Genomic DNA, 12,855 nt, shown 5'->3' with positions numbered 1-12,855 from the left:
GTCCCGGTTATCCGTCCGCTGAGGCTGCTGAATATAGACAGGAAATCTTTCAGCAGCCTTGCAGACCCGGTGGTGAATAGCAGACGCCGAATCACGGTTCGGCGTCGGTTTTTTCAGTATTGCGTGTAGGACTTAATGAACCAGCATGCCGGTAAACCAGTAGGCCTGGGCCAACGTGATCAGGCCGACAATCGTTGCAAAGAATAGGCTGTGTTTGAGGGTGAAACGGAACAGATCCGATTCCTTGCCCACCAGCCCGGTCGCCGCGCAGGCCACCGCGATCGATTGTGGCGAAATCATCTTGCCGGTCACGCCGCCGCTGGTGTTGGCCGCGACGAGCAAGGTGTCGTTGACGCCGAGCTGGTGCGCGGTGGTGGCTTGCAGCGAGCTGAACAGGGCGTTGGACGACGTATCGGAACCGGTCAGGAACACACCCAGCCAACCCAGGAACGGCGAGAAGAACGGGAACGCCGCGCCCGTGCCGGCCAGCACCAGGGCCATGGTCGACGACATGCCCGAGTAGTTGGTGACGAACGCGAATGCCAACACCATGCCGATGGACAGGATCGGCCAGCGCAGCTCGAAAAGCGTCTCTTTAAAAGTGGTAAGACCAGTTTTGATATTGATCTTCAGCACCAGCATCGAGATCAATGCGGAGAAGAAAATCGCCGTGCCGGTGGCGGAAATCGGATCAAGCTTGAACACGGCCGGAATGGCAGTGGGGTTGATCACGATGGGCGCGACCTTGATCACCATCTGGTCCAGGTGCGGGATGGCGAAGTTGAACACCCAGCCGTACATCGAGCCGCCAGCGGCGAACATCGCCTTGAACGGCTTGAGGGTCCAGATCGTCACCAATACGGTCAGGATCAGGAACGGCGACCAGGCCTTGATGATTTCCCCCAGGCTGTAGGGCGAAGCGACGGTGCTGCGCGGTTGGCCGAAACCACCGGCGCTGGCGGTGACCGTGGTGCTGGAGGTGGCGCCGGCAATCTGGGCGCCAGCGGTACGCTTGGGCTGCCAGACTTTCAGGAACAGCGTCAGGGAAATCAGGCTGGCCAGGGCGGAGGTGATGTCCGGCAGTTCCGGGCCAATGAAGTTGGAGGTGAAGTACTGGGTGATGGCGAAGCTCAGGCCTGCCACCAGTGCTGCTGGCCAGGTTTCCCGCACGCCGCGCAGGCCGTCCATCATGAACACCAGCCAGAACGGCACGAACAGCGACAGCAGTGGCAGCTGACGACCGGTCATGGCGCCGATCTTGAAGGCGTCGATCCCGGTGACCTGACCGGCCACGATGATCGGAATGCCCAACGCACCGAACGCGACCGGGGCGGTGTTGGCGATCAGGCACAGGCCGGCGGCGTACAGGGGGTTGAAGCCCAGGCCGACCAGCAGGGCGGCAGTGATCGCCACCGGGGCACCGAAACCGGCGGCACCTTCCAAAAATGCGCCGAAGCAAAAGCCGATCAACAGCACTTGCAGGCGTTGGTCATCGGTAATCGACAGCACCGAGCTGCGAATCACCTCGAACTGGCCGCTCTTGACTGTCAGTTTGTAGAGGAATACGGCGGCGACGATGATCCAGGCGATGGGCCACAGACCGTAGGCAAAACCATAGCCGGCGGCTGCGAAGGCCATGTCGGCAGGCATATTGAACGCGAAAATCGCCACGGCAATCGCCAGGGCCAGGGTGATGCTGCCGGCCACATGCCCCTTGAGGCGAAACACCGCCAGGGCCAGGAAGAAAAATACGATGGGAATGACGGCCGCGAGTGCGGACAAGCCGAGGCTGCCGAGCGGGCTGTAGAGCTGTTGCCAGGTTTGCATAATGGGTGGGCCCCTAATTGTTGTTGGTCAGGCACTGCCAGCGGGTTTGGTTAATTGGTAATACCAATTTACAATCGCTGTTGGCTAGGGTAAAAGCCTTGGTTGTCATGTGTCAATTTGCCGCCCTGAAACTTTCGTCGAATAAGCGGTGCAGAGCGCATCTGATCCGGTTGTGCAAAACGGCTTTGATGGGTGTGGACAAGGCCCGGATGGTCCAGAATAGAGAGCCCGGCGAGCCGTCGGGATCGTGGAGAATTGAGTTATGGGGTTTGATCAGATTCGTCAGCGCCGTTTGTCTGACGATATTGTCGAGCGGCTTGAAGGCATGATCCTTGAGGGCACGCTCAAGTCCGGTGAGCGGCTGCCGGCCGAACGGACCCTGGCTGAGCAGTTCGGTGTGTCACGCCCTTCGTTGCGCGAGGCGATCCAGAAGCTGGCGGCCAAAGGCTTGTTGGTCAGTCGCCAGGGCGGCGGCAACTATGTGGTGGAGTCGCTGGGCTCGACGTTCAGTGATCCACTGCTGCAATTGTTGGAAAGCAATCCCGAAGCGCAGCGCGACTTGCTTGAGTTTCGTCACACCCTGGAAGCGTCCTGTGCTTATTACGCGGCGCAGCGGGCCACGGATGTAGACCGCGAGCGGCTGACGGCGGCATTCGACGAGCTGCAGGACTGTTACTCGCGCCACGACGAGGTGAGCCGGGCGGAGGAGGGCGCGGCGGATGCCCGGTTTCACCTGGCGATTGCCGAGGCCAGTCATAACGCGGTGTTGCTGCATACCATCCGCGGCTTGTTCGACCTGCTCAAGCGCAATGTGGTGACCAACATCGGCGGCATGTACAAGCAACGCAGTGAAACCCGCGACATGTTGATCAGCCAGCACCGGGAGTTGTACCAGGCGATCATGGGCGGGCACGCCGAACAGGCGCGGGAAGTGTCAAGCCGGCACATCTTGTATGTGCAGGAGGTTCTGGAAGAGGTGCGTCAGGAAGTGCAGCGCGTGGCGCGGGCGGAGCGGCGTAAAGGGATGTAATCGCGCCTGTGGACCCTGTGGGAGCGAGCTTGCTCGCGAAAGCGGTCTGTCTGACACATCGCTGCCGGATGTGTCGACGCCATCGCGAGCAAGCTCGGCTCCCACAGTTGATCCCGGGCTAGTCTTCCTTGCCCTTGTTGCGCACCGCGCGCTGCAGCTCGCGGCCGGCATCGCGTTCGCGTTCGGTATCGCGCTTGTCGTATTCCTTCTTGCCCTTGCCCAGGGCAATCTCGCACTTGATCAAGTGCTTGCTCCAGTACAACGACGTGCAGACGCAGGTGTAACCCTTCTGCTGCACGGAGGCGAAGAGTTTTTCCAGCTCGCGCTTGTTGAGCAGCAGCTTGCGCGAGCGCGTCGGGTCGGCGATCACGTGGGTGCTGGCGGTGGTCAGCGGCGTGAAATGGCTGCCCAGCAGCCAAGCCTCGCCGTCCTTGAGCAGCACGTAGCTGTCGACCAGTTGCGCCTTGCCGGCACGCAGGCTCTTTACTTCCCAGCCGGCCAGGACCATGCCAGCCTCGAAACGTTGTTCGATGAAGTAATCGTGTCGCGCCTTTTTATTTTGCGCGATGGTCCCTGTGGGGTGTTTCTTCTGTTTAGCCATAGGGGCGGCATTATAGGCAGTTGCGTGCGTGTCGGCTACGGTGAAGCAGCGTGCTTGAGCACGTTGAGTGAATCCCGGACAATGCGGCCTCTTTTTTGAATGCTTGGGCGTGATCACGATGTCGACAGACAAGGTTTCTGTCCACGGCAGTTGGGCTAGCCGCTGGGTTTTTATATTCGCTGCAACCGGTTCTGCGGTGGGGTTGGGCAGTATCTGGAAATTCCCCTACATGGTCGGCGTCTACGGTGGCGGTGCCTTCGTACTGATGTTCCTGGCGTGCATCGCGCTCATCGGCGCGCCGGTAATGCTGGCCGAAACCCTGATCGGTCGTCGGGCCCGGCAAAGCCCGGCCAATGCCTTGAAGGTGTTGGCGGTGGCGGCGGGGCACTCGCCCAAGTGGTCGTGGGGCGCCTTCGCCGGGATGATCACGGCGCTGTTGATTCTGTCTTTCTATAGCGTGGTCGGCGGTTGGTCGCTGGACTACATCATCGACATGGGGCGTGGGGATTTTCAGGGTGTGACGCCTGATCAGGTAGGCGCCTACTTCGGCAATGTGATTGCCGATCCCTGGAGGCTGACCCTCTGGCACACGATTTTCATGGTGCTCTCGGCGGTGGTGATTGCCCGGGGAGTGGTTGCCGGGCTTGAGCGCAGCCTGCGGATCATGATGCCGTTGCTGTTCGTGATGATCCTGGTGCTGCTGGGCTACAGCATGACCACCGGGCATTTCATGGAAGGCGTGCATTTCATGTTCGACTTCCAGCCGGAGAAAGTCCTGGATGGCCTGCTGCCGGCCATGGGGCATGCGTTTTTCTCCCTGAGCGTCGGGGTCGGTTCGATCATGATCTATGGCGCCTACATGCCCAAGAATGCATCCCTGACCCGGACCGTTGTCGGTGTCGCGCTGTTGGATACCTTCGTGTCGCTGTTGGCGGGGGTGGCATTGTTTCCGATTGTGTTCGCCGCCGGCCTGAACCCCAGTGAGGGGCCGGGGCTGATGTTTGTCAGCCTGCCTTTTGCCTTCGGCAGCATGGCGTTCGGCCAAGTGATGGGCGTGGTGTTTTTCCTCCTGGTGGCCATCGCAGCCTGGAGTTCGGCCATCTCCCTGTTGGAACCCATGGTGGCTTACCTGGTTGAACGGACCCGGCTCAGCCGCGCCTGGGTAACCTTCTGGTTGGCCTTCACCTGCTGGTTTGTCGGCCTGGGCACGGTGTTTTCCTTCAATATATGGAAGCAAGCGAAGTTTTTCGTGAACGAAGACGGGCTATTCCATCTCTACCAATGGGGCGCAATCGGAGGGCTGGATTTCTTCGGCGTGATTGATTTCTTCACCTCACGGATCATGCTGCCATTGGGTGGTTTGTGTTTCGTAGTGTTTGCAGGATGGATCATGGGGCGTGAAGCGGTGCGTGATGAATTGTCGCTGCGCAGCCCGGTATTGTTTGGTTTGAGCCTGTTCTTGATGCGCTACGTGGCGCCCATCGGCATTCTCGTAGTGTTTGCCGCCCAGCTGTGGAAGTGACGCTTACATGACGACACATATTCAACGCTCGGCCTTGCTGCCCTATCCGGCGCAGGCGCTGTATGACCTGGTCAACGATGTGGCGAGCTACCCGCAGTTCTTGCCGTGGTGCTCGTCGGCCGAGGTGCTGGAGAGCTCTGAAACCCATATGCGCGCCAGCCTCAACATTGCCAAGAGCGGCTTGAGCCAGCGCTTCGTTACGCGCAATACGCTGGTGCCGGGACAGTCCATCGAGATGAATCTGGAAGAAGGGCCTTTCAACCAGCTCCACGGTGTCTGGGTGTTCAAGGCGCTGGGTGAAAAGGCCTGCAAGATCAGCCTGGACCTGTCGTTCGACTACGCCGGTCCTCTGGTGCGGGCGACGTTGGGGCCGCTGTTCAATCAAGCCGCCAATACCCTGGTCGATGCGTTCTGCCAGCGGGCCAAGCAGAATGCAGAGCTCAAGCGTTGATTGAGATAGAAGTGGTGTATGCCTCGACGGAGCGTCAGGTCTTGCGCACCTGCGTGGTGCAGGAGGGCGCGAGTGTTCGCGCCGCACTGGCGGCATCGGGCATTGCCGATGTGTTTCCAGAGCTGGATCTGGCGACTTGCCCGGTGGGGATTTTTGGCAAGCTGGTTGCCGATCCAGAGCATCAGGTGGTGCAGGCGGCCGATCGACTGGAGATTTATCGCCCGTTGTTGGCCGATCCGAAGGAAATTCGGCGCCTGCGCGCGGCCAAGGCTGCCCAGGCACGCCAATCGGAGCAATAACCTGGCTTGAATGGCAGGCAATAAAAAACCCGGCATGCCGGGTTTTTTATTGCCGCAATTTATTGCGGCGAGGTGTCCAGGGGTTCTGGTGTCGGCACGGGTACGGTCTCGACTTTGTCCACGTCCTTCTGGATCTGGTCCAGCAACGAACCTGGCTTGACCGGTTTTTCCGGTTTCGGCTGTTCGGCCTTCTGGGTCGGGTCAGTAACGGTGTTGTCGCTGTCCTTGCCCAAGATGGCCTCGTCACGGCTCACGCCAGGCATGAAATCGCCCGACAGGCTGACGAGTTGGTCGTTGGGGCTAAAAATAACGCTGATGCGTTCCTGCTGGCGCTCACCGCCGCCTGGCTGCAAGCTGTACAGGTAATCCCAGCGATCGGCATGGAACGTGTCGGTCAGCAGGGGGTTACCCATGATAAACCGTACTTGCCGGCGGGTCATTCCCGGGCGCAACTGGTCTATCATGTCCTGCGTGACGACATTGCCCTGCTGGATGTCGATTTTGTAAACCCCGGGGAATGAACAACCGGCGAGTGCGAGCAGTCCCACAAAGGTGAAACTGGTTAGCAAGAGCTTGGTGTTTTGCATCGGTGGGCGACTTCCACTATCTTGGCTGGGACAACGTAAACGCCGATCATACCCGCATTAAGAGAAGCTGCGAAGCAGCATCGCGAGAAAGCTGACCATGGTTGAAAATAGCGAACTACGCAAAGCCGGCCTCAAAGTGACCCTGCCACGGGTCAAGATTCTACAAATGCTCGATTCCGCCGAGCAACGCCACATGAGTGCTGAAGATGTCTATAAGGCACTTATGGAGGCTGGTGAGGACGTCGGTCTGGCCACGGTTTACCGTGTTCTGACCCAGTTCGAGGCAGCTGGCTTGGTGGTGCGGCACAACTTCGACGGAGGCCATGCGGTCTTCGAACTGGACGACGGCAAGCATCACGACCATATGGTCAACGTCGAGACGAGCGAAGTGATCGAATTCTTCGACGAAGAAATCGAGCGGCTGCAGAAAGCAATCGTCGACAAGTATGGCTTCGAGATGGTTGATCACAATCTTGTGCTGTACGTACGCAAGAAAAAGTAAGCATGTCGCGCGGACTATTACGGTTCGTGAAACGAACGAAGGCGACCCCAGGGTCGCCTTCGTGCTTTCTGCCGTTCTCAGATTTTCGCGGTAACGACCATTTTTTTCGCGTGGGCCAGGGATTCCTTGGTGAGGTCGATGCCCCCGAGCATTCGCGCCACTTCTTCCACGCGCTCGTTTTTGTTGAGCTTGGAGACGGCGGTGCGAGTGGCATCCTCGCCGCGTACCTTGTGCACAAATAGATGCTGGTGTCCCTGGGCGGCGACCTGGGGCAGGTGAGTCACCGTCAGCACCTGGCCGCGTTCCCCCAGCCGGCGCAGCAACTGGCCGACAATTTCCGCGGTTGGGCCACCGATGCCCACGTCAACTTCGTCGAATACCAGCGTCGGCACACGAGAGGTCTGCGCGGTGATGACCTGGATGGCCAGGCTGATTCGTGACAGCTCGCCGCCGGACGCGACTTTGGCCAGGGCCTTGAGCGGTTGCCCGGGGTTGGCGCTGACCAGCAGTTCCACTTGCTCCAGGCCATTGGGCTGGAGCTCGTCGCCAGCGTTGGGGCGCAATTCGATGGTGAAGCGTCCGCCCGGCATGCCCAGGCGCTGGATTTCCTGTTCCACGGCGCTGGCCAGTCCTGTTGCGGCGTGCTGCCGCAGTCCGCTGAGCTCCTTGGCCTTTTCCTGGTAATGACGGGCATAAGAAGCCAGTTCGTCCCCCAGGCGCTCGATGGATTCATCGTTGGCGTTCAGGGTTTCCAGTTCTTCCAGCAGGCGCTGCTGGAGTTCGGCAACATCGGTCGGTTGGATGCGATGCTTGCGCGCCAGTGTATAGATAGTGTCCAGGCGCTCTTCCAGGTACTGCAGGCGGGCCGGGTCGGCATCGAAATGATCGAGGAACCGATTCAGTTCCCCGACGGCTTCTTCGACCTGGATCTGCGCACTCGTCAGCAGGTTGGTCGCTTCGTTCAGGGCGCCCACCGAATTGTTCACGCTGGAGAGTCGGTTCAGGCTCGCTGTCAGTGCATTGAGCACATTGCCTGAATCGCTCTCGCTGCATTGTTCGACCACTTGCCGGCAAATGCCCAGCAGTGCTTCGGCGTTGGTCAGGTTCTTGTGTTCCTGCTCCAGCTCTTCCAGTTCATTTTCACCCAGGGCCAGGTTCTCCAGCTCTTCGAGCTGGTAGCTCAATAACTGGTGACGGGCACGTTGTTCGTCGCCGGAATTGGAGAGTCGATCCAGTTCCTGGCGGGTCTGGCGCCAGCGTTGGGCCGCCAGTTGGACCTGTCGGGCCAGGTCGGTGGCGCCGGCGTATTCATCCAGCAAGCGGCGATGGGTGTCGGTCTTGAGCAGGGATTGGTGTTCATGCTGGCTGTGAATGTCGATCAGCAGCTCGCCGAGGGCCTTGAGGTCGCCCAGGGGGCAGGGCGTGCCGTTGATGTAGCCTCGGGAGCGGCCTTCAGCGGTGATGACCCGGCGCAGGATGCACAAACCGTCGGTGTCCAGGTCGCGTTCGGCCAGCCAGGCGCTGGCCTCGGGGATGTCGACCAGGTCGAACGTCGCCAGGATGTCGGCCTTGTCCGCTCCGGGGCGCACCACGCCACTGTCGGCGCGGTCGCCCAGCGTCAGGCCCAGGGCATCGAGCATGATCGACTTGCCTGCGCCGGTTTCACCGGTGATCACGCTCATGCCTCGATCAAGTTCGAGATCGAGGTGTTCGACGATGGCGTAGTTGTGTACGGACAGGTGCACCAGCATAAGGCCGCTCCCAGGCTTTAGGTCTGGTTATTTATACAGTGTTTTGTTTTGGCCTGACAATGCCCACGCTTAGCTCGATTTGCTTGGACAAATGATTTTCTTAGCGCTGCGGGGAATGGTTATGCAGCTGCTTTTTGTAAGGTTAATTCGTCAGATGGCCCTTGAAGCTGCAAAACCCGACCCCATATACCGGGGCAGAAGCGCGAGTTGAGCTCGCGGACGAAGTTGAGAGGAGAAATCTATGGCTGACGAACAGACGCAGGACACGCAAAATCTAGACGCCAATCAGGCTTCCCAGGATTCCGGTGAAGAGCTGGCGGCACGTGTACAAGTGCTCGAGGAGCAACTGGCCGGTGCGCAGGATCAGGCGTTGCGTGTAGCAGCCGACCTGCAGAATGTCCGCCGTCGCGCCGAACAAGATGTAGAGAAGGCTCATAAATTCGCCCTGGAGCGTTTCGCCGGCGACCTGCTGCCGATCATCGACAGCCTGGAGCGTGGCCTGGAGCTGTCCAACCCGGATGACGAAAACATCCGTCCGATGCGTGAAGGCATCGAGCTGACCCTGAAAATGTTCCAGGACACCCTCAAGCGTTATCAGCTCGAAACCCTTGATCCGCATGGTGAACCCTTCAACGCCGAGCACCACCAGGCCATGGCGATGCAGGAAAGTGCCGACGTCGAGCCAAACAGTGTGCTGAAGGTTTTCCAGAAGGGCTATCTGCTCAATGGTCGCCTGCTGCGCCCGGCCATGGTCGTGGTCAGCAAGACGCCAGCGCCGGTTTCGCCTTCTATTGATGAGCAGGCTTGAAATCGGTCGTAGCGGCCCCATCTATATGTCAAGCGTTTAAGTGCTACCGCAGTTAGCCACCACTGCTGCGGCAACAAAATCCAAGTTCCGGGAGAGTTAACATGGGCAAGATTATCGGTATCGACCTGGGGACCACCAACTCGTGCGTCTCCGTGCTGGAAAACGGCAAGGCCAAAGTCATCGAAAACGCTGAAGGCGCGCGTACCACGCCGTCGATCATCGCTTACGCCAATGATGGCGAGATTCTGGTTGGCCAGTCGGCCAAGCGTCAGGCAGTGACCAATCCGCATAACACCCTGTACGCGGTGAAGCGTCTGATCGGTCGCAAGTTCGACGAAGAAGTCGTCCAGAAAGACATCAAGATGGTTCCTTACAAAATCGCCAAGGCTGACAACGGCGACGCCTGGGTTGAAGTGAACGGCCAGAAAATGGCGCCGCCACAGATCTCGGCTGAAATCCTCAAGAAAATGAAGAAAACCGCCGAAGATTACCTCGGCGAAGCGGTGACTGAGGCGGTCATTACTGTTCCTGCCTATTTCAACGACAGCCAGCGCCAGGCGACCAAAGACGCCGGCCGCATCGCGGGCCTGGACGTAAAACGTATCATCAACGAACCGACTGCGGCCGCTCTGGCCTACGGTATGGACAAGGCCAAGGGCGATCACACCGTGATCGTTTACGACCTGGGTGGCGGTACCTTCGACGTCTCCGTGATCGAGATCGCTGAAGTCGACGGCGAGCACCAGTTCGAAGTGCTGGCAACCAACGGTGACACGTTCCTCGGTGGTGAAGACTTCGACATCCGCCTGATCGACTACCTCGTCGACGAGTTCAAGAAAGAAAGCGGCATGAACCTCAAGGGTGACCCGCTGGCCATGCAGCGCCTGAAAGAAGCCGCTGAAAAAGCCAAGATCGAACTGTCCTCGAGCCAGTCGACCGACGTGAACCTGCCGTACATCACTGCAGATGCCACCGGTCCTAAGCACCTGAACGTAAAAATCTCCCGCGCCAAGCTCGAAGGGCTGGTGGAAGACCTGGTTCAGCGCACCATCGAACCTTGCCGCATCGCCATGAAAGACGCCGGTATCGACGTTGGTTCGATCAACGACGTGATCCTGGTTGGCGGTCAGACCCGTATGCCACTGGTTCAGAAGCTGGTCACCGATTTCTTCGGTAAAGAAGCACGTAAAGACGTCAACCCTGACGAAGCTGTTGCCATGGGTGCTGCTATCCAGGGCGCGGTGTTGGCTGGTGACGTGAAAGACGTTCTGCTGCTCGACGTCAGCCCGCTGACCCTGGGTATCGAAACCATGGGCGGCGTGATGACCGCGCTGATCGAGAAAAACACCACGATTCCTACCAAGAAATCGCAAGTGTTCTCGACTGCCGATGACAACCAGGGCGCAGTGACCATTCACGTGCTGCAAGGTGAGCGTAAGCAAGCCGCACAGAACAAGTCCCTGGGCAAGTTCGACCTGGCCGAGATTCCACCAGCACCACGTGGCGTGCCACAAATCGAAGTGACCTTCGACATCGACGCCAACGGCATCCTGCACGTCGGCGCGAAAGACAAGGCTACTGGCAAGACCCAGTCGATCGTGATCAAGGCCAACTCCGGTCTGTCCGAGGAAGAAATTCAGCAGATGGTTCGCGATGCTGAAGTCAACGCCGAGGAAGACCGCAAGTTCGAAGAGCTGGCCAGCGCTCGCAACCAGGGCGATGCCTTGGTGCACTCGACTCGCAAAATGATCGCTGATGCTGGCGAAAAAGTGACCGCGGAAGAGAAGGCCGCCATCGAAGCGGCCGTGGTTGCCCTGGAAGCTGCCGTCAAAGGCGACGACAAGGCCGCCATCGAAGCGAAGATCGAAGAGCTGTCCAAGGTCTCCGCGCCAGTGGCTCAGAAGATGTACGCCGAACAGGCTCAGCCTGCAGAAGGCGCGGCTGCGCAGGGCGAATCGGCCGAGAAAGCCGACGACGTCGTTGACGCCGAATTCGAAGAAGTGAAAGACCACAAGTAATCGCTTGTTGGTCGGCCGGTTGACTGCATTTGTGCGGTGGCTGGTAGGATGTCGCCGCGCGGGAGCTTGCTCCCGCGTTGGCGTGTCTGGAGCCAATGAATTTTTACAGCATGCGACAACGCTCGGATGCTGGCGGTGCGTTCGGGAATGCTCCTGCTTTCCGGCGATGGGCACTGCGTTTTGGCCGGGGCCCTGGCTGAAATATTTAAAGACCAGGATCGTTGATGAATTGACGTGAGTTGGGTCCGGGCCTGTATTGGGGCTCAACGAGTTTGGCAAGGTTCAGGAGAGGTTTGCCGGACGTCCTATAAGAGTGCAAAGACTAATGGCAAAGCGTGACTTTTACGAAGTATTGGGTGTCGAGCGGGGGGCCAGCGAGGCAGACCTGAAAAAGGCCTATCGTCGCCTGGCGATGAAGCACCACCCGGACCGTAATCCCGGCGACAAAGCGTCGGAAGAGATGTTCAAGGAGGCCAACGAGGCCTACGAAGTACTGTCCGATTCGAGCAAGCGCGCGGCTTACGACCAGTACGGTCATGCCGGCGTCGACCCAAGCATGGGTGGCGGCGGTGCCGGTTTCGGCGGTCAGAACTTCTCCGATATTTTCGGTGATGTGTTCAGCGATTTCTTCGGTGGCGGTCGCGGCGGTGCCCGTGGCGGCGCCCAGCGTGGCAGCGATTTGCGCTACACGCTGGAGTTGAACCTGGAAGAGGCGGTGCGCGGTACTACCGTCAATATCCGTGTTCCAACGCTGGTCAATTGCAAGCCGTGCGATGGCTCGGGTGCCAAGAAGGGCTCCTCGCCCGTTACGTGCCCAACCTGCGGCGGCATCGGCCAGGTCCGCATGCAGCAGGGCTTCTTCTCGGTGCAGCAGACCTGTCCGCGTTGCCATGGCCAAGGCAAGATCATTTCCGATCCGTGCGACTCCTGCCACGGTGAAGGGCGTGTCGAAGAGTACAAGACGCTGTCGGTCAAAGTGCCGGCCGGTGTCGACACTGGTGACCGCATTCGCCTGTCCGGCGAAGGCGAGGCGGGTGCCCAGGGCGGCCCGACTGGCGACCTGTATGTGGTCATCAACGTGCGCGAGCATGCGATTTTCCAGCGCGACGGCAAGCACCTGTTCTGCGAAGTGCCGATCAGCTTCGTCGATGCGGCCTTGGGTGGTGAGCTTGAGATCCCGACCCTCGACGGTCGCGTCAAGCTGAAAATCCCCGAGGGCACGCAGACCGGCAAGCAGTTCCGGATTCGTGGCAAAGGCGTCGCGCCAGTGCGTGGCGGCGGTGCGGGCGACCTGATGTGCCGCGTGGCGGTGGAGACTCCGGTCAATCTGGGTCGGCGTCAGCGTGAGTTGTTGGAAGAATTCCGCAACTCGTTGGCGGATGACAACAGTCACTCCCCGAAAACCACTGGTTGGTTCGAAGGCGTGAAGCGCTTCTTCGGCGACCTGTAAGGAGTTCGC

12 protein-coding genes are annotated in these 12,855 nt (G+C 59.5%); 8 read left to right on the top strand and 4 right to left on the bottom strand.

Annotated features, from left to right (window positions below; all coding sequences use genetic code 11):
* Positions 1 to 132: 132 nt before the first annotated feature.
* On the bottom strand, positions 133 to 1,827 hold the full coding sequence (locus AB4O09_RS26640) for a lactate permease LctP family transporter (protein ID WP_003197659.1): 1,695 nt from the start codon (positions 1,825 to 1,827) through the stop codon (positions 133 to 135).
* A gap of 262 nt (positions 1,828 to 2,089) precedes the next feature.
* Between AB4O09_RS26640 and AB4O09_RS26635 the strand changes: the two genes are divergently transcribed.
* Positions 2,090 to 2,857 carry an FCD domain-containing protein gene (locus AB4O09_RS26635; RefSeq protein WP_003197662.1) on the top strand — a complete coding sequence of 256 codons (768 nt, stop codon included), beginning with the start codon at positions 2,090 to 2,092 and terminating at the stop codon, positions 2,855 to 2,857.
* A gap of 118 nt (positions 2,858 to 2,975) precedes the next feature.
* On the opposite strand, the gene smpB is transcribed toward AB4O09_RS26635, so the two are convergent.
* Entirely contained in the window at positions 2,976 to 3,458 is a 483-nt protein-coding gene (gene smpB / locus AB4O09_RS26630; RefSeq protein ID WP_003197663.1) for an SsrA-binding protein SmpB, read from the bottom strand.
* A 118-nt stretch (positions 3,459 to 3,576) separates the two neighbouring features.
* Here smpB and AB4O09_RS26625 point away from each other — a divergent pair, with 118 nt between their 5' ends.
* Genes AB4O09_RS26625 through AB4O09_RS26615 form a run of 3 tightly spaced genes read left to right on the top strand, consistent with a single transcriptional unit; the run spans position 3,577 to position 5,730 of the window.
* The gene (locus tag AB4O09_RS26625) at positions 3,577 to 4,980 is read left to right on the top strand and encodes a sodium-dependent transporter (protein WP_038856078.1); all 1,404 of its coding nucleotides are present in this window, start codon (positions 3,577 to 3,579) and stop codon (positions 4,978 to 4,980) included.
* A 7-nt stretch (positions 4,981 to 4,987) separates the two neighbouring features.
* A complete protein-coding gene (locus tag AB4O09_RS26620; protein WP_060613304.1) occupies positions 4,988 to 5,431 on the top strand; it encodes a type II toxin-antitoxin system RatA family toxin in 444 nt (147 codons plus the stop codon).
* Complete coding sequence (locus AB4O09_RS26615) at positions 5,428 to 5,730, top strand: RnfH family protein (RefSeq protein WP_003197669.1); 303 nt, start codon at positions 5,428 to 5,430, stop codon at positions 5,728 to 5,730. The genes AB4O09_RS26620 and AB4O09_RS26615 overlap by 4 nt, the downstream gene beginning before the upstream one ends.
* A 59-nt stretch (positions 5,731 to 5,789) precedes the next feature.
* Here AB4O09_RS26615 and AB4O09_RS26610 read toward each other — a convergent pair whose 3' ends face one another.
* On the bottom strand, positions 5,790 to 6,317 hold the full coding sequence (locus AB4O09_RS26610; protein ID WP_003197671.1) for an outer membrane protein assembly factor BamE: 528 nt from the start codon (positions 6,315 to 6,317) through the stop codon (positions 5,790 to 5,792).
* 97 nt (positions 6,318 to 6,414) lie between these two features.
* Here AB4O09_RS26610 and fur point away from each other — a divergent pair, with 97 nt between their 5' ends.
* Positions 6,415 to 6,819 carry a ferric iron uptake transcriptional regulator gene (fur, locus tag AB4O09_RS26605; RefSeq protein ID WP_003197684.1) on the top strand — a complete coding sequence of 135 codons (405 nt, stop codon included), beginning with the start codon at positions 6,415 to 6,417 and terminating at the stop codon, positions 6,817 to 6,819.
* A gap of 77 nt (positions 6,820 to 6,896) precedes the next feature.
* Here the strand turns inward: fur and recN are convergent, their stop codons facing one another.
* The gene (recN, locus tag AB4O09_RS26600; protein WP_003197686.1) at positions 6,897 to 8,570 is read right to left on the bottom strand and encodes a DNA repair protein RecN; all 1,674 of its coding nucleotides are present in this window, start codon (positions 8,568 to 8,570) and stop codon (positions 6,897 to 6,899) included.
* A gap of 241 nt (positions 8,571 to 8,811) precedes the next feature.
* Here recN and grpE point away from each other — a divergent pair, with 241 nt between their 5' ends.
* The 3 genes from grpE to dnaJ all read left to right on the top strand — a co-directional run bounded on the left by grpE (position 8,812) and on the right by dnaJ (position 12,846).
* A complete protein-coding gene (gene grpE / locus AB4O09_RS26595) occupies positions 8,812 to 9,378 on the top strand; it encodes a nucleotide exchange factor GrpE (protein WP_003197688.1) in 567 nt (188 codons plus the stop codon).
* 101 nt (positions 9,379 to 9,479) lie between these two features.
* Positions 9,480 to 11,396 carry a molecular chaperone DnaK gene (gene dnaK / locus AB4O09_RS26590; protein ID WP_460107678.1) on the top strand — a complete coding sequence of 639 codons (1,917 nt, stop codon included), beginning with the start codon at positions 9,480 to 9,482 and terminating at the stop codon, positions 11,394 to 11,396.
* Between the two features lie 325 nt (positions 11,397 to 11,721).
* Complete coding sequence (dnaJ, locus tag AB4O09_RS26585) at positions 11,722 to 12,846, top strand: molecular chaperone DnaJ (RefSeq protein WP_003197693.1); 1,125 nt, start codon at positions 11,722 to 11,724, stop codon at positions 12,844 to 12,846.
* Positions 12,847 to 12,855: the final 9 nt, after the last annotated feature.

This window comes from Pseudomonas sp. H1_F01, assembly GCF_054681425.1.
Note: the sequence above shows the minus strand (reverse complement) of the source record. Positions and strands in the feature narration are given on the sequence as shown.